The 24,948-nt window shown below is 52.8% G+C and carries 25 protein-coding genes; 19 read left to right on the top strand and 6 right to left on the bottom strand.

Annotated features, from left to right (window positions below):
- The first annotated feature begins 22 nt into the window (after positions 1–22).
- From FYJ53_RS15395 to FYJ53_RS15340, 12 genes are all read left to right on the top strand, one after another.
- Positions 23–346, top strand: coding sequence for a PadR family transcriptional regulator (locus tag FYJ53_RS15395; protein WP_148427449.1), 324 nt, complete (start codon positions 23–25; stop codon positions 344–346).
- Complete coding sequence (locus tag FYJ53_RS15390) at positions 336–908, top strand: DUF1700 domain-containing protein (protein WP_148427452.1); 573 nt, start codon at positions 336–338, stop codon at positions 906–908. The genes FYJ53_RS15395 and FYJ53_RS15390 overlap by 11 nt, the downstream gene beginning before the upstream one ends.
- The gene (locus tag FYJ53_RS15385) at positions 905–1,942 is read left to right on the top strand and encodes a DUF4097 family beta strand repeat-containing protein (protein WP_180493413.1); all 1,038 of its coding nucleotides are present in this window, start codon (positions 905–907) and stop codon (positions 1,940–1,942) included. The genes FYJ53_RS15390 and FYJ53_RS15385 overlap by 4 nt, the downstream gene beginning before the upstream one ends.
- A 44-nt stretch (positions 1,943–1,986) precedes the next feature.
- Complete coding sequence (locus FYJ53_RS15380; RefSeq protein ID WP_148427456.1) at positions 1,987–2,820, top strand: CPBP family intramembrane glutamic endopeptidase; 834 nt, start codon at positions 1,987–1,989, stop codon at positions 2,818–2,820.
- A gap of 189 nt (positions 2,821–3,009) precedes the next feature.
- Entirely contained in the window at positions 3,010–3,627 is a 618-nt protein-coding gene (locus tag FYJ53_RS15375; RefSeq protein WP_148427457.1) for a TatD family nuclease-associated radical SAM protein, read from the top strand.
- A gap of 126 nt (positions 3,628–3,753) precedes the next feature.
- Positions 3,754–5,274 (top strand): histidine kinase, encoded by a 1,521-nt coding sequence (locus FYJ53_RS15370; RefSeq protein WP_090410993.1) that lies wholly within the window; start codon positions 3,754–3,756, stop codon positions 5,272–5,274.
- Complete coding sequence (locus FYJ53_RS15365; RefSeq protein WP_227162929.1) at positions 5,264–5,956, top strand: response regulator; 693 nt, start codon at positions 5,264–5,266, stop codon at positions 5,954–5,956. The genes FYJ53_RS15370 and FYJ53_RS15365 overlap by 11 nt, the downstream gene beginning before the upstream one ends.
- 159 nt (positions 5,957–6,115) lie before the next feature.
- A complete protein-coding gene (glyA, locus tag FYJ53_RS15360; protein WP_013379212.1) occupies positions 6,116–7,372 on the top strand; it encodes a serine hydroxymethyltransferase in 1,257 nt (418 codons plus the stop codon).
- A gap of 73 nt (positions 7,373–7,445) precedes the next feature.
- Positions 7,446–8,957, top strand: a complete 1,512-nt coding sequence (locus tag FYJ53_RS15355; protein WP_148427459.1) for a sodium:alanine symporter family protein — start codon at positions 7,446–7,448, stop codon at positions 8,955–8,957.
- A gap of 314 nt (positions 8,958–9,271) precedes the next feature.
- Positions 9,272–9,799 (top strand): hypothetical protein, encoded by a 528-nt coding sequence (locus tag FYJ53_RS15350; protein WP_090410995.1) that lies wholly within the window; start codon positions 9,272–9,274, stop codon positions 9,797–9,799.
- Positions 9,800–9,999: 200 nt separating this feature from the next.
- Entirely contained in the window at positions 10,000–11,688 is a 1,689-nt protein-coding gene (locus FYJ53_RS15345; protein WP_148427461.1) for a GGDEF and EAL domain-containing protein, read from the top strand.
- Positions 11,689–11,799: 111 nt separating this feature from the next.
- Positions 11,800–12,462 carry a TetR/AcrR family transcriptional regulator gene (locus FYJ53_RS15340; RefSeq protein ID WP_013379216.1) on the top strand — a complete coding sequence of 221 codons (663 nt, stop codon included), beginning with the start codon at positions 11,800–11,802 and terminating at the stop codon, positions 12,460–12,462.
- A 41-nt stretch (positions 12,463–12,503) separates the two neighbouring features.
- Here FYJ53_RS15340 and FYJ53_RS15335 read toward each other — a convergent pair whose 3' ends face one another.
- The 3 genes from FYJ53_RS15335 to FYJ53_RS15330 are packed head-to-tail and all read right to left on the bottom strand — an operon-like array spanning position 12,504 to position 15,212.
- Positions 12,504–13,877 carry a uroporphyrinogen decarboxylase family protein gene (locus tag FYJ53_RS15335; protein WP_148427463.1) on the bottom strand — a complete coding sequence of 458 codons (1,374 nt, stop codon included), beginning with the start codon at positions 13,875–13,877 and terminating at the stop codon, positions 12,504–12,506.
- A gap of 17 nt (positions 13,878–13,894) precedes the next feature.
- Positions 13,895–14,035, bottom strand: a complete 141-nt coding sequence (locus FYJ53_RS21195; protein ID WP_013379218.1) for a hypothetical protein — start codon at positions 14,033–14,035, stop codon at positions 13,895–13,897.
- 16 nt (positions 14,036–14,051) lie between these two features.
- Positions 14,052–15,212: a uroporphyrinogen decarboxylase family protein gene (locus FYJ53_RS15330; protein WP_148427465.1), complete on the bottom strand. Its 1,161-nt coding sequence runs from the start codon at positions 15,210–15,212 to the stop codon at positions 14,052–14,054.
- A gap of 304 nt (positions 15,213–15,516) precedes the next feature.
- On the opposite strand from FYJ53_RS15330, the gene FYJ53_RS15325 reads away from it, so the two are divergent.
- Both FYJ53_RS15325 and FYJ53_RS15320 read left to right on the top strand, forming a co-directional pair.
- Positions 15,517–16,716 carry an MFS transporter gene (locus tag FYJ53_RS15325; protein ID WP_148427466.1) on the top strand — a complete coding sequence of 400 codons (1,200 nt, stop codon included), beginning with the start codon at positions 15,517–15,519 and terminating at the stop codon, positions 16,714–16,716.
- A gap of 39 nt (positions 16,717–16,755) precedes the next feature.
- Positions 16,756–18,225: a sodium:solute symporter family protein gene (locus FYJ53_RS15320; protein WP_187367886.1), complete on the top strand. Its 1,470-nt coding sequence runs from the start codon at positions 16,756–16,758 to the stop codon at positions 18,223–18,225.
- Positions 18,226–18,289: 64 nt separating this feature from the next.
- Here the strand turns inward: FYJ53_RS15320 and proB are convergent, their stop codons facing one another.
- The gene (proB, locus tag FYJ53_RS15315; RefSeq protein ID WP_148427470.1) at positions 18,290–19,096 is read right to left on the bottom strand and encodes a glutamate 5-kinase; all 807 of its coding nucleotides are present in this window, start codon (positions 19,094–19,096) and stop codon (positions 18,290–18,292) included.
- 2 nt (positions 19,097–19,098) lie between these two features.
- Positions 19,099–19,638: a prolyl-tRNA synthetase associated domain-containing protein gene (locus FYJ53_RS15310; protein WP_148427472.1), complete on the bottom strand. Its 540-nt coding sequence runs from the start codon at positions 19,636–19,638 to the stop codon at positions 19,099–19,101.
- A 120-nt stretch (positions 19,639–19,758) separates the two neighbouring features.
- Between FYJ53_RS15310 and FYJ53_RS15305 the strand changes: the two genes are divergently transcribed.
- The 5 genes from FYJ53_RS15305 to FYJ53_RS15285 all read left to right on the top strand — a co-directional run bounded on the left by FYJ53_RS15305 (position 19,759) and on the right by FYJ53_RS15285 (position 23,340).
- On the top strand, positions 19,759–20,655 hold the full coding sequence (locus FYJ53_RS15305; protein ID WP_148427474.1) for a LysR family transcriptional regulator: 897 nt from the start codon (positions 19,759–19,761) through the stop codon (positions 20,653–20,655).
- A gap of 411 nt (positions 20,656–21,066) precedes the next feature.
- Positions 21,067–21,930, top strand: coding sequence for a phage antirepressor KilAC domain-containing protein (locus FYJ53_RS15300; RefSeq protein WP_148427476.1), 864 nt, complete (start codon positions 21,067–21,069; stop codon positions 21,928–21,930).
- Complete coding sequence (locus tag FYJ53_RS15295; protein ID WP_148427478.1) at positions 21,927–22,535, top strand: restriction endonuclease subunit S; 609 nt, start codon at positions 21,927–21,929, stop codon at positions 22,533–22,535. Before FYJ53_RS15300 ends, FYJ53_RS15295 begins: the two co-directional genes overlap by 4 nt.
- Positions 22,532–22,729 carry a hypothetical protein gene (locus tag FYJ53_RS15290; RefSeq protein WP_013379224.1) on the top strand — a complete coding sequence of 66 codons (198 nt, stop codon included), beginning with the start codon at positions 22,532–22,534 and terminating at the stop codon, positions 22,727–22,729. Before FYJ53_RS15295 ends, FYJ53_RS15290 begins: the two co-directional genes overlap by 4 nt.
- A 14-nt stretch (positions 22,730–22,743) precedes the next feature.
- Entirely contained in the window at positions 22,744–23,340 is a 597-nt protein-coding gene (locus tag FYJ53_RS15285; RefSeq protein WP_148427480.1) for an RNA polymerase sigma factor, read from the top strand.
- Between the two features lie 70 nt (positions 23,341–23,410).
- Here FYJ53_RS15285 and FYJ53_RS15280 read toward each other — a convergent pair whose 3' ends face one another.
- Complete coding sequence (locus tag FYJ53_RS15280; protein ID WP_227930102.1) at positions 23,411–24,847, bottom strand: sigma-54-dependent Fis family transcriptional regulator; 1,437 nt, start codon at positions 24,845–24,847, stop codon at positions 23,411–23,413.
- Between the last annotated feature and the right edge of the window lie 101 nt (positions 24,848–24,948).

Genomic DNA, 24,948 nt, shown 5'->3' with positions numbered 1-24,948 from the left:
TATAAAGAAAGGAGATGCGAGGATGATTTTTCAATTAGGCTCCGCACTTCTGGACGCGTGTGTGCTGGCCGTGCTCTCAGAGGAGGACGCTTACGGCTACAGCCTGACACAGCGGGTCAAAAGTGTGCTGGATATTTCAGAATCCACCCTTTACCCGGTGCTCAGGCGTCTGCAAAAGGAAAAGTACCTGGCCACCTACGATAAGCCCTTTCAGGGGCGGAATCGCCGCTATTACGCCATTACGGAAAGCGGAAGGGCCAGGCTGGAAGAATACCGGGAAGAGTGGGATATTTACAAGGAAAAAATAGATTCGCTTCTGATAGGAGGTGGCGAGAATGAATCGTGAAGAGTATATGGCAGCGCTGGAAAAGCACTTGAGAAAGCTGCCAAGGGATGAAAGGGAAAACGCCCTGGTGTATTACAATGAATATTTTGATGACGCTGAACCGGAAAATGAGGACAGGGTTATCGGAGAGCTGGGCTCGCCGGCCAAGCTGGCCGCGCAGCTGCGCAGCGAATATGCCCTGAAAGGAAATGAGCAGGAGAAAAAGAAAATGCCTGTGGTGCTGATTGTGATCTTATCCATCTTTGCAGCGCCCATTGCCTTGCCGCTGGTCATTGTGGCCGCGGCTTTGGTATTCGTGCTGATGGTCGTGGTTTTCAGCGTCCTGTTCGCCTTTGTGGTGACAGCGGCAGCTCTGGTTTTGGGCGGCTTTCTCTGGATGGTGATCGGGCTGATTCTGATCTTCCAGAGCCCGGCAGCCACCCTGTTTTATGTGGGCAGCGGCGCCTTTGCCCTCGGGCTTGGGATTCTGCTGGGCGTGGGCATGTACCGGCTCATCCCCTGGGTCATCAACGGCTTTAAGCGGATGGCGGAAGCGATTTTGGAATGGAGGAAAAACGCATGAAATTCGATTCAAAAAAGCTCTTGAAAATTGGCGGGATTCTGGCAGCCGGCGGACTTTTGCTCGCCGGGGTCGGCATGCTTCTCGGCGGCATGACCTCCACCTATATTGACAGCAGGGGAATCCATGTGATGAAGTATGAGGAAAAAAGGCTGGAATACCAGAAGCTCCCAGGAAAAATAGAAAATCTGGACATTGATTTTTCAATGGCAGACCTGGAAATCATCCTGGCCGATGAAAACGCCATTGAGGCCGTCTATTATGAGGACTCGGCAAAGCCTGAAATCCATCAGGACGGGAACACCACCACCATCACCAGCAAGAGCCAGGAGGAAAACCGTGTGGTTTTTATGGGTGTGGGCAACATTTACGGCAACTCAAAGATCAAGGTATACCTGGACAAAAAGGAAACAGGCCAGTCTCTGGACGCCAGGTTGGACAACGGCAAGATCAAGTTTAACGGCCCCAGGGCCTTTAAGGCACTGTCGATTCAGAACCATCTGGGCAGTGTGGACATGGCCTCCGTCAAAGCCGACAGCGTGTATATCAAGCTGGACAACGGTGATCTGGACGTGAGTGATGTTGAATCCAAAAGCTTTACAGCACAGAATCATCTCGGGAAAATAAAGGCGGCCAATATCCGCGCCGATGAGGGAAGCATTAAAAACGACAATGGAAAAATTACCCTGACAGACAGCACCTATAACATGCTGACCGCCGAGGACCACCTGGGCGATATTGCCGGCGAGGGGTTAAACGTCAGGGGAGGCCAATTTAAAAATGACAACGGCAAGATCAGCCTGAGCGGCGCCATTGAGGGAGAAATCAACGTGACGGCCCATCTGGGCGACGTGAACATCAAGACCAGTATCCCAAGGGAGACAGCCGGCTATCAGCTGAGCACCAGCCTGGGCAAGGTTGAGGTCGACGGCGCCAAATATGAGGAAGCCGTGCGGGATGAAAACCAGAGCGGTACCAGCCGCTTTGTCATCAACAATAACAACGGCGACATTCGTCTGGATTTCGGGCAGCAGTAAAACAAAAGGGCTTAGAATGCCAGAGTCATTGAGAAAGTGTAAAAATGATGTTATCGAAAAAAGAAAAAGTAAAGAAATTCTCCAAGGTATTTTTGAGGTTTATTTTATTCTTTGCGGGATGGGTCATCTGTATATTTATGATACCTATGCCAGAGAATGAAAATCCTGCTGTTTACCGGCTTTGGGCAGAACTTATCCCATTAGTGAGTATCGTGATCATGACCTTTGTTTTTGGATTTATTGATAAAAAAAACATCAGTCTTTATTTGGTAAAAAGACCTCTTTTCAGTACATGCTTTGGGATTGCAGCAGCGTTAATATGGCTGGGGATAACGGTCGCGCTTCTTATGGGAGCCGGTGTCTTAAAATTCGATGGTACCAATACAGTATCTTTTCTCTGGCTTTGGATAATTTCAGCACTGTTAAATACGATCATGCAGGAATTATTGGTTCGCGGCTATTTGTACCAGCTTATCAAGGTAAATTACAACAGGGGATGGGCAACCGTAATTACGACTGCTTTATTCACATTGATGCATGTCTCTGCTTTTGAGACAGGAATTTTTCCAGTTCTGAATATTTTATCCATTAGCTTAATTATAACTGGAATGCTTGAATATACCGGATCTTTGCTTGCCCCAATTGTTTTTCACTTTATATGGAATACGATTGGCGGCATCATCTTAAACTGCTTGTCCCTGGCAGATGATTATCCGCATTTGCTGAACGCTGTTTTTACAGGAAACTCGATATTGACAGGAGGTATTTATAAAATAGAAGGCAGCGCTGTCCTTTTTATTATAAATATTATTATGATAATTCTGGCTTTTGTTCTAAAAAAGACCGGAGTGTTCAGCAGTTTACCAAACCGTTCCTAGGAGTTTGCCAATCAACCCGTATCGCGGCGATACGGGTTGATTTTTGCGTTGCGGCCGAAATTCAGGGTACATGCTATAAAGTATGGTTAAAAAAAGTCAAAAATGATCCATATTCTGACATAATTGATCATAGAAACCTCAGCCCTGAAATGGTATCATTTTAACATCAAAGACAGGAGTGAAACTTACATGGTCATTACCTATGAAACAGAGAGTACGGCCTATAAAGATAAAAAGGCACTGTACGTGAATGCCACCAACCGCTGCAATAACCGCTGCGTGTTCTGCCACAGGTTTAACCGGGAGGAGGCAGCCAGCCGTATGGACGAGCTGTGGCTTGAGCGGGAGCCGTCAGTGGAGGAAATTCTATCCGATATCCGCGCGCGGGATATGGCAAAGTATGACGAGGTGGTCTTTTGCGGCTACGGAGAGCCGACCTGCCGCCTAAAGGATATTCTTGCGATCGCGCGGGTGCTGAAGCGGGAATACGGCGTCGCAGTCCGGCTGAACACCAACGGCCTGGCCGGTACCTTGTACGGTGAGGATGTCACCCCTTGGTTTGCCGGCCTTGTAGACGTGGTATCTGTGAGCCTGAACGCGCCAGACGCAGAGGAATACAACGCCCTGTGCCGCCCCCAGGCAGAGGACGCCTTTGAGCACATGCTCCGCTTCGCGGAAAACGCCGCGCGTTTTGCAAAAGTCTATATGACCATTATCGACACCATGAGCGAGGAGGACCAGGCCGCCTGCGGGCGGATCGCAGAGAAATGTGGTGCGGCGCTTAAGATACGCCACTACCTTCGGTGAGATGATGGAGCGGTAAAAAAGGGCTGCCAGCGGGCGGCTTTTTTTGATTGGGCAAATTTGTTAAAAAAAAGGACAAAAATAAGAGAGAGCAGGTATGATATAATCTTTAGCAAAGGAGGAATTGGTATGGCGGTTCAGGTAATGGAGTGGGGCTATATAGACTGGAAGCATGTCAAGACAGAGAATAACCCAAGACAGAATATGAATATTGGCATTGTGGTGATCGAGCCCGGCAGGCATCTGGCCGAGCATGTGCACTACGGGCAGGAGCAGCTGCTTTACGTGCTGCAGGGCAGGGGCATTTACTACATCAACGGTGAGCGCATCGAGCCTGAGCCCGGGCAGATCTTCTATATGGAGGCCGGAAGCTCCCATGAGGTCTATAACCCCACCGATGGACAGATAAGGGAGCTGCTGGTCTCCAATCCCGTATACGGCGCAGAGGAGATCTCCATCGACACCCTGGTAAACCTGGGAGCGCCGTCAGACGATACCCTGTACGCGGCTGTGGAGGGCGTTCGCCAGCAGTCCATCGACCCGCTCAACCTGCCCCTGACCATCTACGACACTGCGGGCAAGACGGTGCTGCAGACCAGCTGCTTTCCGGATTATTGCACAGAGCACTGCAACCCGCTGGCCAACAGCGGCTGTCCCTGCCGCGGCATGGGGCAGTCAAACCTGAGCGAGCCCTGGGAATACCGCCAGTTTGTCTGCCCCTACGGCCTGACCCTGTACCAGCAGCCCATCGTGCATGAAAACCGGTGCATCGGTGTGATTCAGGGCGGTTATATCCTGCTGTCCACCATGAAAAGCGAGGGCAAGACCAGCGACCGCACCGAGGAGCTGTATGATACGCCGGAGAGCACAGCCCTGAGCATCCGCATGCTGCTCAGAAGGATTGCCGAGCATATTGTGAGCTTCTGCGTGTTCAGTGATGCCCGCAGGGTGCTGGAGGCCAAGGAGCGGGATATTGACGACGCCCAGCAATACAGCAAGCGCTTGGAGAAAAACCTCAAGGCCGCCCAGAATATCGTGACCGACCTGCGCATCAACCACCATTTCCTGTTCAACACCCTGAACTGCATGGCGGGCATGGCACTGGATAAGGATGCCGAGGAGCTGTACGATGCCATCATCGACCTGTCCAAGATGTTCCGCTACACCACCAAGACCAAGGAGCAGTTTGTGCCCTTCAGCCATGAGGCGGCCTATCTGAAAACCTACCTGAAGCTCCAGAAGCTGCGATACGAGGACAGCCTTCAGGTTGACATCAAAATCAATGCCCAGCTCGATGACTGGCTGGTGCCCTTTAACTTTCTGCAGCCCATCGTCGAGAATGCCTTCACCCACGGCTTTGACACCAACAACCTGAAAAGGCGGCTGTCCATCACCGCGCAGCCCAGCGGCAGCAAGGTGCTGATTTCCATTTATAACAACGGTGCGGTCATTGATTATGGCACCCTGAACCGAATAAACGACAGCCTGCCCTCGGGCAGCGAGCATGGCCTGTCGCTGATTTATGCCAAGCTGAAAATGCGCTTCGGCCCGGATTTTTCAATGAATGTGTACTCCGATGAGCGCATTGGGACATGGATTATTCTGGAATTACCCTACTCATATCAGAAAGAAGTGGAGAATGATGATTAAAGTGGTTATCGCGGACGATGAAAAGGCCGTTTCAAAGATCATACAGCATTTTATTGAGCGGGAGAAGCTGCCGCTTCAGGTTGAGGGCATTGCCCTTGACGGAGAGAGCGCCCTGCAGATGATCCGCAAAAAGGAGCCGGATCTAGTGTTTTTAGACATCAAGATGCCCCTTATGGACGGCTTTGAGGTCATGGAAGCTCTGGAGGCTCTTCAAATGGATGTGAAGATTGTGGTCATCACCGCTTATGAATCCTTCGAGTATGCCCAGCGGGCCCTGCGCATGGGCGCCAGGGACATCATCCTCAAGCCCATCGAGTATGAGCAGTTTACCCAGGCCCTGCTCCGGTCTGTAGGCTGGAATTTTACAGGCAATGATCTGGTCAATCAGGTGCTGGAATACATCCACACCCATTTTAGCGATAAGATTGAGCTCCAGCTGCTGTCGGAGCAGTTTCATGTAACGGCCAGCTACCTGTCCAAACAGTTTAAGCGCTATGTGGATACCAACCTCATCAGTTATGTGAATAAAATCCGGATTGAGCATGCGGTCGAGCTGCTGAAGAACGGATCCTACAATATACAGGAGGTAGCCAAACAGGCAGGCTATGAGAATGTAAATTATTTTTATAAAAAGTTCAAGGATCAGACCGGGCACATGCCGTCAGATTATCTGAAGAAATAAAAAACATAAGCTGTCACAATATTATGGTGACAGCTATTTTTATGTCAACTGGATAAAAATGATCAGGAAACCGACAATTCTCTTCATAGATCGCGCTTTGTAATCGTGTTAGAATGAGATCATCGAAAACAAACACAGAGAACAAAGTGAGGTATTGAAATGTTAAAAACAACAAGGGTACTGGACCCGGAAGTCTATTCCATCGTAGAGGCAGAGCTTGACCGCCAGGAACACAACATCGAAATGATCGCGTCTGAGAGCACCGCGCCCACGCCAGTCATGGAGCTGAGCGGCTGTGTCTTCACCAACAAGACTGAGGAAGGGCTGCCGGGAAACCGCTTCCAGGCTGGCTCCGAACAGGCGGACGCCATCGAAAGCCTGGCCTGCCGCCGCGCGCTGGAGCTTTACGGCGCCGAGTATGTTAATTTACAGCCCTACTCCGGATCAACCGCTAACTACTGCGTATTTAACGCGGTGTTGAACCCAGGCGATAAAATCTTGAGCATGCGCCTGGACCAGGGCGGCCATCTGACCCATGGTTCCCCGGTGAATTTCCTACGAAAGGTTTATGAATATGACTTTTACGGGGTTGATAAGGAGACCGAGATCATCGACTATGACGCACTGGAGGATCAGGCCATGGCCTATAAGCCAAAGCTTTTAATCACCGGCGCCAGCTCTTACCCGAGACTCATCGACTATGAGCGCATGGCCAAAATCGCCAAGAACTGCGGCGCGATTTTGATGAATGACATGGCTCACATCGCGGGCCTGGTCGGGGCCAAGGTTATCCCAAGCCCGATTCCGCACTGCGATTTTGTCTCCTCCTCCACTACCAAGACCTTCTGCGGCCCGCGCGCCGGTATGGTTTTCTGCAAGAAGGAATACGAGAAGGCTCTGAACAAATCCGTATTCCCGGGGACTCTGGGCTCCATCCATCTGAACACCATTGCCGCCAAGGCCTATTCCTTCAAATATATCGGCACACCAGAGTTCAGGGAAATCATGGAACGTGTTGTCCGCAACGCCAAAACCCTGGCTGAGGAGCTTCAGAGCTACGGCTTCCGCATCATCAGCGGGGGCACAGACAACCATATCGTCATGGTTGATTTAAGACCAAAGAGTTTGACGGGAAAGAGCTTTGAGCAGGCGCTGGAATACGTGGGCATTACGGTGAATAAGAACATGATTCCCTTTGACGAGGAAAGCCCCTTTGTGTGCAGCGGCGTAAGAATCGGACTGACCTCCACTGCCCAGCGCGGCCTGGAGGAGGACGCTATCAAAGAAATCGCTGAGATCATGGATAAGGTCGCAAAGGACCCTGAAAACATGACAAATCTGGACGCCTGTAAGGCACAAGCCCGGGCATTGATTTCCAGATACCCGCTATACCCGGCCGGCTATTTTGAGGATTAAACACTAATGATGCGCTGCCAGCCGCTGTATGGAAAAATGACAGCGGCTTTGCCAGTAAACGAGAGGGAAAATTATGTTAGAGAGTATTGTAACAAGTGTCAACGATATGGTCTGGAGTATTCCGCTGATTATCCTGATTCTGGGCGCCGGCATCTATTTTTCGGTGCGGATGAAATTTCCTCAGCTGCGGCTTATCAAGGAGATGTTCCGGCTGCTGGGTGACAACAAGGGCAAGGGCACCGATGAGGGGGTCTCCGGTCTCCGCGCCTTTATCATGACCGCTGCTGGCCGTGTGGGCGTGGGCAACATCGCCGGCATGGCCACCGCCATTGCCCTGGGCGGCCCCGGCGCCATTTTCTGGCTCTGGGTAGTGGCGCTGTTTGGGACAGCCATCGCCCTCATCGAGTCTACCCTGGCCCAGGCTTATAAGATCACGGTCAATGGCGAGTTCAGAGGCGGCCCGGCCTACTATATCGAAAAGGGGATCGGTAAAAAATGGTACGCCAAGGCCTTTGCCCTGGTCACCATTCTGGCGCCAGGCATCCTGATGCCGGGTGTCCAGTCCTACAACATTACCTCAAGCCTGAACCAGGCCTTTGGCTGGAATACCCTTATCATTGCCATTGTGCTGGCAGTGGTGGTCGGAATTTGTATCTTCGGCGGTGTGAAACGCATCTCGGCTGTCGCGGAAAAGGTTTCGCCCTTTATGGCCTGTGCCTATCTGCTGGTCTCCTTTATCATCATCGGGGCTAACATCAGCAAGGTGCCCGGCGTGTTTATGATGATTGTCCAGTCTGCCTTCAGTGTCCAGCCGGTTTTTGGCGCGCTGGCCGGCGCAGCCCTTTCCAAGGGGGTCATGCGCGGCGTATTTGCCAATGAGGCGGGGCAGGGAACCTCGGCCATCATGGCAGGCTCTGCCGATGTATCGCACCCGGTAAAGCAGGGGCTGGCCTCCTGCCTGAGTGTATACGCGGGTACCATCCTGGTCTGCACCACCTCGGCTTTTATGATTCTGCTGACGGGCTGTTACAATGTGGTCGGCCCGGCAGGTGGCTTCCTGTTTGAGGGCATGCCCGGCAAGGAATACGGCGTCGCTTATGTGCATGGGGCCATTGACACCATCTTTCCAGGCTTCGGAGCACCTTTTATCGCTGTTTCCATTCTGCTTTTTGCTTTCATTGCCCTCCTGGCCTATTACTATTATGCCGAAAGCAACCTGGTGTACGTTTTTCATGAAACCAAAGCCTGGATGAAGAGCAACAAGCCTTTCCTTTATGTGTTCCGGGGTATTTTTATCCTGGCCGCTTTTCAGGGCTGCCTGCAGGCTGTGTCTGTAGTGTGGACCATGGGGGACATCGGCTGTGGGCTCATGACCTGGCTTAATGTAATTGCAGTGTTGATTTTAAGTAATCAGGGTCTGGCAATCTTCAAGGATTACGAGCGCCAGAAAAAACTGGGGCTGGAGCCCGTTTTTGATCCAGATCTTCTGGGTATCCAGAACGCCGGCAGCGTCTGGCGGGACCGCCTGGCTGAGTATAAGGTGGCCCAAATGGCCGATGCAGAAGAAAAAGGCATTGCCGCATAACAAAAAAAACAACCCGTATCGCAGCGATACGGGTTGTTTTTATATAATTTACTAAAAGAAGAAAAGATAAATATTATTTTTATAAAAAATCTTGTTGACAATTCTTCGTGTATACGATATACTTAAGAAAATTTAGTAAAAAACAAAGTATCTTATATTTTGTGAGATGAAAACGGGCTCTGCACACACTAAAAATTATAAAAAATGACAATTCAATAGACATGCTGTCGAATGGGGAATTGCTGTCACCCACTGGAACAGAAGGCTTAAGTGCTTTCTGTTTTTTTATTATCAAAATTTAAGGGAGAAAAACCATGAAGAGGACAAGTGAATCTGTTAACAAAGCTTTGAGCAGTAAAAATATACTTTTTATAGAAGCGATCTATGATGATTATGGCAATAACAGCCGTATCCACTACCTGGAAGCAGGATGCGTGACCAGCTGTCTGGCCGGCGGCATCGGCCCCCGGGATTATATCAAGAGAATGATGCGGGCGCGGTGTCTGAGCGAAACCATATACCGCCAGTATATGACAAAATGGCTGGGCATGGAAAAGGGCTATCCCTATCTGGCGGGGGCAGGCGCGCTGATGGTGCCGGTAAAAACACGCATAAGCGTCAAGTTTACAGACAACCGACGAAATTATGACGACGCCTACAGTTTTTATAATTTCCATTTTTTTGATGAAGACATGGACCTGCAGACCGATATAGGCAGCATTTATCTCGCAGGCGATTTTGCGATCAAAACCTGCCAGAGCGGCAGCCAGAACGAGCTGGGGTACGAACGGGCCCAGATGGTGCTGGAGGGGTTTCAGCGGATTTGGGAAGCGCAGGATTGAAAAAACAACCCGTACCGGCGCGATACCCTTTGAATTGCGCAGGCTTTTATTGCGTATCTTGATCACGTCTGATATAATATATAAATAAGATTTGGAAAAGTCAGGCGGGCTGGGGAGCGGCCTGAGGGCGTTGTATGGAACGTCCGGCAGGTTTGAAAAACAGTTGAAGAAGCAGTACATTTTTTAGAGGGGATCGAATAATGATGGCACAGTCAGACAATTTTTTTGAAACATTTACGGTTGACCCTGCCCTTTTTTACAGCGCGATCATCCGAAGTACGGATGATTGCGTCTATATTGTGGACATGAATACCGACATGGCCCTGGTTTCTCCGAACATGGAAAGGGACTTTGAACTGCCCGGCCGGCAGTTTAAGGGCCTGGTGCCTATGTGGGGTGAGCTGGTTCATGAAAAGGACCGTCCCCGCTATAACGAAAGCATTGATGAAATGCTGCGGGGCGATACAGACATTCATCATGTGGAATACCAGGTGCGTAACCGCAAAGGCGAGTATATATGGGTGCTCTGCCGCGGCGTTTTGCAGAAGAACGCCCAAAACCAGCCGGCCATGTTTGCGGGAGTAGTGACAGACCTGGGAAAAATGGGCAAGATCGACTACACCACCGGCCTTTTTACTTACAGGGAATGTGAGAAGGAGATCAGTGAGCTGCTGGATAAGGAAGCGGAAAAGCCCGGCGGCCTGATGCTGCTGGGGCTGGATGATTTTGTGCGGATTAATGACCTTAACAGCCATCTTTTCGGGGATGGGGTGCTGCGCCAGTTCGCCCAGACGGTTCAGCAGCTGCTGCCCCCGGGCGCCAGCATGTACCGGTTTGACGGGGACGAGTTTGCTGTGGTCTGCCCCGGCGCGGGTGAGGAAGAGCTGGAGGCTATTTATAAACGGCTGCACGCCTATAGCAACCGGGTGCACACCCTGGACGGCCAGGAATATTTCTGCACGGTGTCTGCGGGTATGACGCTGCTGGGACGGGACAGCCAGAACTATCCCGATCTGATCAAGTGCGCGTCCAGTGCTCTTGAAGCCTCCAAGACCAAGGGGAAAAATATCATGACGGCCTACACGCCAGCGCTGATGCGTTCAAAGCTGCGGGCATTGGAGCTGACCAGCCGGCTGCAGCTGAGTGTGGTGAACGGCATGGAGGGTTTCCGACTGGTTTACCAGCCCTTTGCCCACTCAAAGGATCTGGGCCTGGCGGGCGCCGAGGCGCTGCTGCGGTGGTCCGGCGAGCCCTTTGGCGAGGTAACGCCAGCTGAGTTCATTCCGCTTTTAGAATCCAGCGGCCTCATTGTGCCTGTGGGCAAATGGGTGCTGGAGCAGGCAGTCAAGACCTGCAAAAAGTGGTCGGACAGAGAACCGGATTTCATTATGAACGTCAATATTTCCTATCTCCAGATGCTGGACGAATCCTTTGCCGAGCATGTGGAAAAGACGCTGAAGGAAAACGGGCTGGATTCCCGGCATGTCGTGCTTGAGCTTACGGAGAGCTGCTTTGTAACGGATATGGGCGGCCTCAAGGAAATTTTCAGGCATTTGCGCGGTATGCGCATCCAGATCGCCATGGACGACTTTGGCACAGGCTATTCCTCGCTGGGGATGCTGTCTCAGTCTCCGGCGGATATTGTCAAGATTGACCGGTTGTTTATCGAGGCCATCGACAGGGATGAGAATGTGTTTAATCGTTCCTTTATCGCATCGGTTATCAAGCTGTGCCACAGTGTGGGCATTACTGTATGTGTGGAGGGCGTTGAGGAGCAGGATGAGCTGAGGGCCGTCTGTGCCCTGGAGGCCGACAGCATTCAGGGCTATTATATCTCAAGGCCCATCTCACCAGAGGCCTTTGAAGAAAAATACTGGGGCTCTGACTGAGAGAAAAGCCCGTCCCGTATCGCCACGATACGGGCTGATTCAAAAAATCCCTGCAAAACTAAAGCCGCTTATGCTAAAATAGGGTAAGAAACTGCAAAAGGGGAAAAATCTGTGGCGAATTATAAAACAGGCTTAGAGACAAAAGAAAAAATATACGCGACCGCCAAAAAGCTTTTTTATGAAAAAGGTTTTGTAAAAACTACGCTGGCGGAGATCGCCAGGGAATCCGGCGCCAATAAGGCCATGGTTTCCTACTATTTTGGCAACAAGAACAACCTGGCCCTTGAGGTCTATAATGAGTACATGGTGGCCATGAAAGTGAAGACCCAGAACATCATTGCCAGCCAGTTCCCGGACAGCGATCTGTTTTTGCGCACGGCCATCGAATATCGGCTCCAGAACCGGAACTGCAACCGCAATAAGGGGCTTAACCGTTTTTATCACGAGCTGTGCGATTCCAATATTTTTATGAAAACAGAGAGCGCCTCTGTGGGCTTTATCGAAAATATCAACAAAGCCCACAAGCTTGGCCTGAGCAGGGTGGATGTCAAGGCGCTGGCTCTGGCAAATCTGTCAGCTGTGCACGGCCTGCATGTGGCCAGAAACGAGGGCTTTTTGGACTGCTCATCCGAGTATCTGGCGGAAACAGAAATCCGGCTGCTGCTTCAGAGCCTGAAGATCGGCAATGATGTGATCGAGGGCTATATTGAGCAGTCGCGGGAGATTGTGGATAGGATCGAAATCTCGGTTGGGAAAAATTTTAAGGTACTGTAAACAAAAAAGCAGAGCGGCTGAAACCGTCTCTGCTTTTTTTATCAGCACATCATCATAAGCATGTGAAAGAGCATGTCTTCGTACTGCTGCATTTTCTGGCCCACCACATCATCCAGGTCAGCTCTGGGGGCGGGGTGGTCCTGTTTAAAGGTGTCATAGGGTGTGTAGTACTTGCTCCTGAACTCAGGTATGTCTGCCAGCACGTGGTCGATGGTGTCTTCTTTGGGCTTATCCCAGACCTGCTGCCCGGCGTTTTCGTAGGTGCCGTTATCGCGGACGTATTCCAGTACGGCTTTGTAGTTTTCCGGGTTAATGGTATTCAGAGAGTAGGGGCTTTTGTCGAAATTGAAGAAGTAGTTGCCGCCTGGCGCCAGGATGTCAATGAGCTCTTTGGCTTTGTCGATGCACTGCTCCTTAGTGGCTGTCTTAAGGTAAGTGATGGGGTAGAAGCCCGAGATAATGTGTTTCTTGCCGAGCTTTTCCTTGACGAGCCTGGGATCGCCGTACTCAAAGTAGAAGCGGGTGCCCTGGGGCAGCTCATAGAGGTAATCCAGGTAGCGCATCCAGTTATCCTCACAGAAGATGAGGCAGGTCTGTCCCTTTTCGGCCAGGCCGTGGACCAGCTTGTAGAAGGTGGGCCAGTAATATTTTTCGAAATCTTTGGTACGCAGGTAGGTAGCCATGTGCAGGGCGATGAAGTTGGCGCCCAGCGGGGACGGCTTAGCCGGCGTGCCTTTTTTGATGGACAGGGGCAGAATGGCGTCGCAGGCGGCCAGGATTTTTTCGGGACAGCGCTTAATGTCCATGGTAATGCCTTTAAAGCCTCTGAGAATATCGGACAGAAGGTCAAAGGGCGTGGTGCCGCCGCTGCCGGAGCCGGCAGGCGGTGCAAAAAAGCCGTATTTGTCAATGAGCTGTGCGTCCAGACCGGCGTAAAAATCGGCGTATTCAAAATAGGCCTTTGTGGCTTTGGCAAGGGCCAGTGAGCGGCTGACCGGGTCAGTATCCAGCACAGGATAGATGCGCGGGAAGATTTTTTCCATCAGACAGTCGTAAGGGCTGGCGATAAAATCGTCGTAATCCTCGGGCTGCATGGCAGAGACTTCGGGGTGCTGGATAATGCCCTTGGAGCCCATCATAAAGGACCTGGAGCCCAGCAGGTGGTGGTGGGCCGGGTAGGTGGCAAAGCTGGAGGGGTAGGCGTCACTGGCGGTCAGCTCAAAGGATTTTTCATAGATGTCGAGCATGTCCTCCCGGGTCCATTGGGTGCGGCCCAGGTCTTTGCCGGCGTACTCGATCCGCAGCTCGAGGGGCAGGGCGGCGCTGATGGGAATCCTTTTGGGGATAGTGCCTGTGTATAAATCTGTAAACAGCTGGGTTCGTTCTTCCTGTAGTTTTTTCATTGCTTCACTCATGTTTATTTCTCCTTTTCTTAAATCAACAGGCCGATGATAAATTTGTACAGGCCCTCCTCGTAGGCCTGCATGATGTCGGCGTGGTAGTTTTCGTTGGCGATTTCGGGATGTTCCTTGACGTAGTCCTCCCAGGTGGTGTAGTAAGCTTGTGATTCCATAATTTCCTCCTGATTTTTAGTAGGCGCCGTGCTCACGGACATACTCCTGAACGGCGATGAGGTTGTCGATGTTGGCACTGCTCATGGACAGGATATCCTTGTCCAGATCAAAGATAAAACCGCCGCCGGGCGCGCAGATGTCCAACAGCTCCTTGGCTTTATCAATACATTTTTCTTTGCTCTCGGTCTTTAAAAGGCCGATGGGGTAGAGGCCGGCGATAATGTGCCGGTCTCCGAGCTTTTCCTTGATTTGTTTGGGATCGCCGAATTCAAAGCGCATGACAATGCGTCCGGGCAGTTCTCTCAGGAAGTCCAGATAGCGCGTCCAGTCCTGCTCGACGAAGAGATCTACGCCCATGCCAGCATCGGTGAGGGCTTCAATTGTTTTCTTAAAGGTTGGCCAGTAGAATTTTTCAAACTGCTTCATATTCAGAAACGGCGCCATGTGCAGGGGCAGGAAGCAGCGGGCGTCAACGGTGCGCACTGGCCCCAGCCCCTGGTTGATCATAATGGGGGTAACGGCCTCACAGGCGGCCAGGAGCTCTCTTGGGTGCCTGCGGATATCCTTGGAGGTGCCGCTGAAGGAGCGGATAAAATCTGCCATAAAATCATAGGGCGCTTCAGTAAAGCCGCCGGGAGGCGCAGTGGCAAAGCCGAACTCCTCATTGACCTGGGCGGCCTGGGCAATCCCCTGGGCGGCCTGGTCGCTGTGCATCTTGTAGGCCTTGGCAAGGTTCAGCGCATTCTGCACCGGAGACTGGTTCAGGCCGTCATACAGCCTGGGCAGGATGGTTTCCAGCATACATTTGTAAGGGTCCTCAATAAACTGGGGGTATTCCCCAGGCTCGAGACCGTGGATCTCGGGGTGCTGTGCATAGCCCTCCTCGTTCATGACAATGGTCTTGCCGCCCAGCAGCTGGTATTTGTAGGGATTGCGCAGGGTATGGGGCCGTACTGGCGCCACATCGGTGGGAATCCGCTCGGCGGCGTAGCGCATCACGTCGATCATTTTTTCGGAGTGCCACTGGGTTTCCTTGATATCCATGCCCGCATACTCGATGGCGGCTTCGGTGGTCAGCCCGCCCCGGATGGGGACGCGCCTGGGGGTTTTTCCCCGGTACAGGTCTGCAAACAGGCCGGTACGCTCTTCCTGTAATTTCTTAATGGCTTCAGTCATAATTTCTCCTCACTTTCAAAAATTAAACTCGGTTGATTTATTGAAAAGTATAATCTCTTTCTAGAGGTTTGTCAACGGTTTTCAAAAAAATATTTTTTGATTTACGAAATAATAGTTTTTAAAATGGCTTAAAATAGCGAATTTAAATAAAATTATAAAAAATTTACTAAAGAAAAAGAAAATAAAAGTTGACAGATTTACGAAAACAATATATCATTAAAATAAATTTAAACGCGGCTATTATTAAACATGGATAATTCAAACATATCCGAAAATTAAAAGAAATGAATTGAGGAGACTTAAAATGAGTGAAAAAAAATATGGTGTCGGCGTACAAATAGCCGCGCTGTCTGTCGCCCTGCTGATGTACACCACCAGCATGACCACCCCGGCTCTGGCCGAGATTGCCAAAGCTTTTCCGACGGCTGCGCCGGAAACGGTCAAGCTGCTGTCCACCATACCGTCCTTAATGATGGTAATCTTTGCCTTGGTGGCCGGTAAGCTGACCCAGGTCATGAGTATTAAGAAGGTCATTACCATTTCCATGCTTCTGATTTTTGTGGGCGGGATTCCTTCTGCCTTTGTGGGCGATCTGAATTTTATGATTGCCATGCGTGTGGTCTTTGGCGCAGGCTACGGAATGGTATTTCCCATGGCCTCTGCGGTTATCACCGATTTATTTATGGGTACACAGGCCAACAAGCTCATGGGCTTCAAGAGCGCTGTCGGCGCTGCTGCCGGAGTGGTATTCCAGTCTCTCGGCGGGTTTTTGGCGGCCTACAATTGGCGCTTTTCCTTTTTTGGATTTTTCCTGGTTATCCCTATCGCGGTATTAATCTGGTTTAAACTGCCGGATACCGGTGTTAAGAAAGCAGAGAAGGCTGCTGACGGTTCAACCGTCCGGGAGAAGAAGCTGACCACCATGACCTATGTGCTGGCACTGCTCTGTGCGCTGCTGAACATTATGCAGTTCAGTTTTATGACCAATGTGGCTATGGTCATGAGCGCGGACAAGCTCGGTGACGCCGGGCAGGCCTCCTTTGTGCTCAGCACCTTTACAGCAGGCTCTTTTGTTATTGGAATGCTTTATGGCTCCATGTCTAAATTCCTGAAGCAGTATGCCGCATCCTTTGGCGCACTGTGTGTGGGCATCGCCTTTGTGATTCTGATCATAGCGCCCAGCTACCCGGTGATGCTGGTGGCCGCGGTGATCTTCGGCATTGGCTTCGGAACCTTTAACCCGGCCATTACCATGGCGGTTGCAGGATCGGCAGCCAGTCCCAAATACGCCGCCCTGGCCATTTCGGTTTACACCTGCGGCACAGGCATCGGCCAGTTCCTGTCACCCTATATCCTGAAGTTTATCCGTGGGATTTTCGGGATGGCCTCGGCCCGGGCCGACTGGCAGATTGCGGCCGTCTGCCTGATTGCCGGCAGCGTTATCTCAGCCATTATTATTTTTGCCGCCAGCAAGAAAAAATCGGACGCGCCGCAGCTTCAATAGAAGTGTTACATACGGCTCATATGCATAGAGGAGGGCATGATGAATATTTCCTTTGCGATCATTATCGTTTATATGGCCCTGCTGATTGGGATTTCCCTGCTGTCCGGCAGATTGTCGTCGGCCAGGGGTGGTTCCAGCAGCTTTCTGCTGGCAGGCAACCGTCTGCCCACCCTTTTGGTGGCTGCCATGGTGGCCGGTACCGCCATCGGCGGTACTGGTACCATCGGTATTGCCGAGAGTGCTTACACCAATGGCCTTTCAGCCGTCTGGTACAATATTGCCTGGACCATTGGAATTCTGGCTTTTGCCTTTCTCATGTGTAAAAAGCTGCGCCGCACTGGCGTCAGCACCACCAGCCAGATATTCATCCGTTTGTTTAACCGCTTTGACGGTATTGTATCCAGCGTCATTCAGGTGGTGGTAGCCTTTGGCATCAACGCCCTGCAGGCCATTGCAGGCGGCGCGATTCTGACGGCGCTGCTGCCCCAGTACTTTAATATGACGAATGGGGTTATCATCTCGGCCCTTGTGTTTACAGCTATTGCCCTCTTTGGGGGCTATATGGGCGCAACGCTGACCAATGTCATCAATGTGGTCATGATTTATCTGGGAGTGATCGCAGGCTTTATTGCGGCCCTGAACAATGGCGGCGGCTGGGAGCACATTACCTTGAGCCTGCCCCAGGGCAGCCAGTGGTTCAGCCTGTTTGAGGGCGTGGGACCGGTGATTATTGTGGGGTGGGTGGTCTCGATGGTCATTCAGTCCCCGCCTAACCAGGGCCTGATCCAGGCCACGGCGGCGGGCAGAAGTGAGAAGGCCGCCAGGTATGGAACCATCATCGCTGCTGTCCTGATCGTTCCCATTGGTTTCCTGTGCGCCTTTATTGGGATTATGGCTGCGGCCACGCTCCCGGAGCTGGAAAGCGCAAGCCTTGCCTTTCCCATGCTCATGTCTAACCTGAACCCCTGGGTCGCGGGATTTACCCTTGCCGGCCTCTGGGCCGCTGATGTCTCCACAGCCACCTCCTGCATGATGGGGCTGGCGACCGTGGCGACCAAGGACATTATCGTGCGCCAGATCAGGCCGGATATGGACGACCGCACCCAGCTGCTGATGTCCAAGGCCATCATTGTGATTTTTGGCGTGCTGGGGGCCTTTGCGGCGCTGAATATCCGTTCCATTCTGGGCTTTATGATGCAGCTCATCGTGGTCTACACGCCTTACTGCTTTATTCTCCTGTCGGCCATCTACTGTCCCAGGCTGCTGAGAAAGAGTACCTGCACAGCCACTGTGGTAGTGAACCTGCTCATTATGGTGCTGTGGCTGCTGTTCCCGGCAGTGCACATTGTACCGGATATGATTTACCTGTGCCTGCCCGCCACCCTGGCCACCATGGGCCTGTGCACAGCATTTGACAAACGTGCTGTGGATGTGGATAAGCTGTTCTGCCCCGAGGAACTGCCCGAAGTCCGGACAGCGGCTCCTGTTCCTGCACCAGAAGAAGTATAGAGAAGAAGCTATAAAAACCCAACCCGTATCGTGACGGTACGGGTTGGGTTTTATGCTGCCCCTTTTAATAGCCGCAGTGGGCTCCCGCAAACAGGGTGCCCACTGGCTCGCCCTGGAGAATGCGGTACAGGGCGGCGGGGTTTTTGCCGTTGGTAATGATGGTGTCAATGCCCTGCCGGGTGGCCAGGCCGGCGGCCTGGAGTTTTGTCTTCATGCCGCCGGTGCCGCGGCGGGAGCAGGCGCCTCCGGCGGCGTCCTCGAGATCGGGGGTGATTTCCTTTACCTGCTCGATGCGCTTTGCGCCCGGGTGCAGGCGGGGATCGCAGTCGTAGAGGCCGTCGATGTCGGACAGGATGACGAGGCGCTGGGCCCGGCACAGCACTGCCACCACGGCGGAGAGCATATCATTGTCGCCGAAGAGGCGGTCCTCGGATTCGATTTCTGTATAGCTGACCGAGTCATTTTCGTTGACAATGGGGATGATCCCCATATCGAGCAGAGTATCAAAGGTGTTGATGAGGTTTTCCTTTTTCTCCTCAATTTCCATATCTTCGGCGTTCAGCAGGATTTGGGCAGTGACCTTGTCATAGTCGCCGAAAAATTTGTCGTACCAGTACATGATGCGGCACTGCCCCACCGCGGCGGCAGCCTGCTTGTGGCGCATGCTGACAGGACGTGATTTCATCTGCAGCCTGTTGGCGCCCACAGCGATGGCGCCCGAGGACACCAGAACGACCTCGCAGCCCATGTTCTGGATATCGGCCAGCACGCAGGCCAGGCGGTCAAAGGCCCGAAGGTCGTTCTGGCCTAGGCCGTTTGTGAGGGTGGAGGTGCCTACCTTGACCACGAGCCGGTTCGGATACAGGCTCATACTTACACCTCGATCAGTGCAGGCCTGTGGGCCGTGCGGGGGAGAAAATCCTGAAGAATCCGCCCGGTCGGCAGCTTCATGTAACCGGTGGTGGTGCCGTCGCTGCACCCGTACCAATTTTTGTTTGCTACCTCCCGGTCGATCACGATCTGTATTTTCTGCTCTGGGTCGAGCAGGGCGCTGAAAATGGTGGCCGCGCCGATTTTGGTGCCCAGCATGGCGGCCATGAGCTCCGGCGGCGCAAAGGAGACCCGGGGCACGCCCAGAGCCGCGCTAAAATCCCTGGCCTTAAAGGGCTTATCCCCAGGGGTAATAAAGAGGTAAAAGGCGGTCTGCAGGCGGTTGCACAGAAACAGGGTCTTGACCATCCGCATATCCAGCCGTTGGTTGATTTGGACACAGTCGTCCATGGTGATGGCCTCATCGGTCTCCACTCGTTCGTAGGGGACCGCCAACTCCCCAAGTGTCTGATAGACCTTTTCCTGAAGTGGGGTCTGGAAGGACTCCGGCGGTGTGGTAAAAATGTCACTGATAAAAAACATGGTTTGTTCCTTTCCCTTGAATACTTTGTGGCTATAGTGTATCATGAGGCTATAAATCACAAAAGCGAATGTTTAGCATAGATAGCATGATAAAAACAGATGAAAAGGGGAAAGATCAGCATGGATATGAACATACAGAAATATATGGCGCTCATCAAGACTGTTGAATACGGCAGCTTTACCAGGGCGGCGGAGGTTTTAAATTACTCCCAGTCCGGCGTCAGCCGAATGATCGCCGACCTGGAGCGGGAGTGGGGCGTGTCTCTGCTGGAGCGCGGGCGCTTTGGCGTGCGTCTGACCTCAGATGGGCTGAGGCTGCTGCCCTACGCCAAAAATGTGTGCGGAGAGTATCAGAAGCTCCAAAACCAGATTGAGGAGCTGAACGGCCTGCAGTCCGGGCTCATCCGTATCGGGACCTTTTCCAGCGTGGCGACTCACTGGCTCCCAAACATTATCCGGGCCTTCCAGAGCGATTATCCCAACATCGACTACGAGCTGCTCCTGGGCGACTACACAGAGATTGAGGCCTGGATACAGGAGGGACGGGTGGACTGCGGGTTCCTCAGGCTCCCGACCCATCCGGACTTTGAGACGCAGTTGCTTGTGCAGGACAAGCTGATGGTGGTTTTGCCGGAGAACCATCCCCTGACGGGTTGCGAGCGCTTTCCGGTCAGTGCCCTGTGTGACGACCCTTTTATGCTGCTGGAAAAGGGCGCGAAGGCTGAAATCTCTGATATATTTGAGCGGTGCGGCATTGCGCCGAAGGTCCACTTTACCACCTGGGACGACTATGCCATCATGTCCATGGTGGAGAGCGGCCTGGGCATCAGTATTCTGCCCCAGCTCATTCTGCGGCGGATTCCCTACCGCATTGTGGCCAGAGAGCTGGAGATCCCAGCCTACCGGCGGATCGGCCTGGCCCTCCGGGATAAAAAGAGTGCGTCGCTGGCTGTCCGGCGTTTTTTAGATTATGTGGTGTACCGGGAGGGGGCGGATCAAAACCCCCAGGAGATATAAACGAGTTTTTTCGAAAATTTTAAGCTCCTTGAGAAAAAGGGCGAAGGTGCTACAATAAAAAACAGGGACTCAGCCCCAATGTGATTAGTTTTGACCGTTAGTACAGGTAGGAGTGGCTAACGGTCGTTCTTGTTTATGCAGCCTGCGATAAATGCAATGACGCCCCAGAGGCGTTTTTTTGATGCTTTCAAATTCCTGCTGCGTTTGCCCGCGATTCTGAAAAGATTAAATTAAGCTCAAAATTTTCCTTTCAGGGCCTTTTTTGGCTTTTCGGAAGTTTATTTTACTTAAAAAAGCCTGTTTTTGGCATTAGATGGCAGTTTTGCAAAAAGCAGGATTATTTTGGATGCGGTATCATAAGGTCAAGCTTAAAAAACAAACGAACACCGGTGTTCCGAAAGGAACTTTACAATGCAGAATACAAACAAAACCCAAACCGCTGAAAGCCGCCTGATTCAGAAGGTTTTTGAGAGTGAAGAATTTGCGCGCGTGCGCACCCTGGTAAGCCCGGGCGAAGATCAGGAACTTTCGCCGACGGTCTATTTTGTGGCCAAGGACGTCTGCGACGCCATGGACTACCAGAACCACCGGCAGGCCGTCAAGCGCCATGTGGAGCCCGAAGACGTGCTGAGCCGCGGGGTTATTGACAAATACGGCCGCCGCCGCAGGACACTGGTGATCAACGAGAGCGGCCTCTTTGCCCTAATCCTGGCCAGCCGACAGGACAAGGCCCGCCGTTTCCGCCACTATGTGACCAGCGTGATCCTGCCCGCCATCCTCCACTACGGCGCCTATATCGACCCCGGGCAGCTGGAGGCCCTGAAAAAGGACCCCCGGGGCATCGAGATCCTGGCCCAGAACCTGGAGCGTATGTTCCGCCGCTGCGATGTCATGGAATACCAGATGAACAAAGCCCAGGCCGATTACCAGAGAATCCTGCCCGACGCCCTGTTCAGCCAGACCATTCAGGTGTCTGAGGACTGTATCAGTGTGGGGGCCATGGCCAAGCTCGTTTTTCAGGGGCACAAAAAGAGCCTGGGGCAGAACCGCCTGTACGCCTGGCTGAGGGAGCAGGGCTACCTGTGCCGCCGTCCCTGCTTCTGGAACCAGCCCACCCAGAAGGCCATGGAGCTGGGCGTGCTCGTCCTGCGGGAAAACAGCGTCCGGGACAGGCATGGGCGCTGGCACCTTTACCAGAAGCCCATGGTGACCCCGAAGGGACAGCGCTATTTCGCGGAGCGGCTGTGCCCCGCAGACAGGGAGAATGAACGATGAACTACCTGACCGAGCTGCTGGCCTTTTACCGGTGGATAGGGGAGCACCGGCTCCCCCCGCTCCTCCAGGCCTACTGGCATCTGCTCATGTATTACAACAACAAGGCCGCCATTCTGGCAGAGGACGGGCACTGGTACTGGCCTGTGAACTTTCGGGTGGCCAACTCGGTGGTGGGCCAGGCCCTGGGTCTTAAAGACCGGTTCAAAATCAATCACCAGCGCAAGCACCTGGTTAGGCACGGCCGCATCGACTATACCCCGCACACGGGGCAGGAGGCAGGCGACTACCGCCTGATCCCCTTTGATCCGGGCCTTGCCCAGATCTGGGTGAGGGCGGAAAAGAGTGGCGCCCGCACCATGGTATGGACGCAGACCCGCACCGGGGGCGCACCAGAGACTGCACCATTCATAAATACTGTAAATCATAAACCGTCTTCTCTATATGGTTCTATTCAGGGCGGCGGCGATAACATCATGGGCTTTAATCTTCTGCCCCCGCTGACCGATGAGGAGAAGGCAGCTGTCCGGGCAGAATATCCCGATAACGACGTGGCCCGCTTTAACGCCGAGTGGGCCTTGAGAGAAAAGAAAGGAGGGCTGGCATGAACCGTTTAGGCAGTGGCAGGGCAATCCTGCGCAGAAAGCGCCCCTATACCGTCGGGGCAGACTGTACGCTGGAGCTGGAGCTCTGGGCAAGAGACGACGAGGAGGCAGAGGACACCTTTAACGAATATTGCGAGGCAGTCCAGTACCATCACCCCGAGCTGGTGCTCACCCTGCGCAGTATCCGTGAGGACTGAGAAAGGAGCTGTGATTGGAAGGACAAAATTACGAGCTGATCAACACCTGGGCCGCAGAGGCCCAAAAGGGGGACAAGCGTGCCGCGGAGCTGCTGCTCCAGAGCTTCCGGCCCCTTATCCTGAAGATGGCTGGCCGCTGCTTTGGGGACAGCGGCTTCGAGGACGCTTACCAGGACGGCACAGCTGCGTTTCTGGAGGCCGTGCGGCGCTATGACCCGGAGAAAAACCATCTGTTTCCGGGCTATATCCGAAAGTATCTGGATTTCTATTTCAGAAAACGGCAAGAGGGCCGCTTTGACAAATCCGTCAGCGCGGTGGTATCGCTGGACGCCCCGGCGGCCGAGGATGGCACCACTCTGGGGCAGCTGGTGCCCGACCCCAACCAGCCCATCCAGGCCTGCCACGAGGAGAACGACCGGAAAAGCCGGCTTGAAAAACTGGACTGGGCGCTTAAACAGTTGCCCGGCGACCAGCGCAGGGCCATCACGGCCTACTATCTGGGAGGCCAGAGCCAGAAGGCCATCGCGGAAGACTGCCAGCTCAGCGCCTCTGCGGTCAAAATGCGGATACACCGGGGTTTGCGGCGGCTGAGGGTGCTGATGGAGGAATAGAAAAGGGGAGAACTGCGGTGGCAGTTCTCCCCTTTTGGGCTGTAGATAAAGTTGAGAGGAAGCGATAAAATTAAAATAAGATGGGATTTTTCATTCTCAATTTTCCATTTCTTCCCCTTCCCCCCCGGATATACTTCTGAATCAGCCGGTTGGCGGTGGACTGGCTGACACCGATGACCTCGGCCAGCTTGCGGCTGGATTTGTACTTGGTGTAGACCTCGTTCACAAGATCGCGCTTGATCTCCTCGAGGTTATAGGTCTTCTGTGCCGAGGGGCCGGCCGGCACCTCGCCCTCCTCGCGCAGGTATTCCCAGAACAGCTCCTCCTCCAGGATCATGTGTTCGGAGTAGACCACCAGGCGCTCAATGGCGTTTTTGAGCTGGCGGATATTGCCCGGCCAGTCATAGTCGCTGATGAGGTACATCATCTTTTTGTCAAAGAGCTTGCTGGTGCCGTATTTCTGGTTGTTCTTTTTCAGAAAATAGTTGGCCAGCAGGATAATATCCTCCTTGCGCTCCCGCAGGGGCGGAATGGTTACCTTGATGATGTTCAGGCGCCAGTAGAGGTCGGAGCGGAACTTCTTCTGTTTGATGAGCTCGATGAGGTTCTGGTTGGTGGCGGCAGTGATGCGCACATCCACATGCTGGAAAGCGTTGCCCCCCACAGGGATATAACGCTTATTCTCCAGCACGTCCAGGATTTTGGCCTGAAGCGGCAGGGACAGCTCGCCGATCTCGTCCAGAAAGAGGGTACCGCCGTCGGCGTTCTTGATGAGCCCGGTACGCCCCTTGGGGTCGGCGCCGGTAAAGGCCCCCGGGACATAGCCGAAAAGCTCGCTTTCCAGAAGGTTTTCAGGGATCGCGGCGCAGTTGATGGCAAAAAAGGGCTTGTCCCGGCGCAGGCTGTGCCTGTGGAGGGTCTCGGCCAGGAAGCTCTTGCCCGTACCCGATTCGCCCAGGATCAGCACGTTCAGGTCCACGTTCACAGCTTTCTCCAGCTTTTTCAGGCAGGCCTTAAAAGCCTCTCCGCTGCCGATAACCTCGTCGGAGAAATCCGAGTCTGAGGAGACAATGGATTTTTCGCTGGTGCGGTAGGAGAGGTCTGTGCGGGTTACATAGTCCATGGCCGTGGAGATGACCAGCTCGATCTCACCGTCTGCGTCAAACACCGGAATATTGACGGACATCAGGCTCTTGTGGGTGATGTAGTACATGTTCTCCGTGACAATGGGGCACTTCTTTTCCATGACTTCGGCAAAGCTGTGGGGCTCCCAGATGCCGCGCTTGATCTCGCTGCTGGCCTTGCCCACCAGTTCCTCGGGCTGAAGGCCGTGGTAGCGCATGGAGGAGGGGTTCACATAGACCACCCGTCCATCCTTGTCATTCACAAAGATTTCCGCAAAGGCGTTCTCCACAATTTTTAGGAGCAGCTCCTGGGGCAGCTGGCGCAAATAAGCTTCGTATTCTGGGGTATGTTCGATTTTATCAATGGTAATCAAGTTTCTCATTCCGTTTCGTCTTTTCTTTCATTGTATAATAAAATGGGTAAAAAGGAAACCGTTAATTCAACCCGTATCGCCGCGATACGGGTTGAAAAACGGAAACGGCG

The organism is Eubacterium sp. BL-380-WT-2B, assembly GCF_009696115.1.
GTDB lineage: Bacteria > Bacillota > Clostridia > Eubacteriales > Eubacteriaceae > Eubacterium > Eubacterium callanderi.
The sequence above is the reverse complement of the archived record's forward strand: the minus strand, read 5'-3'. Positions and strand labels throughout refer to the sequence as shown.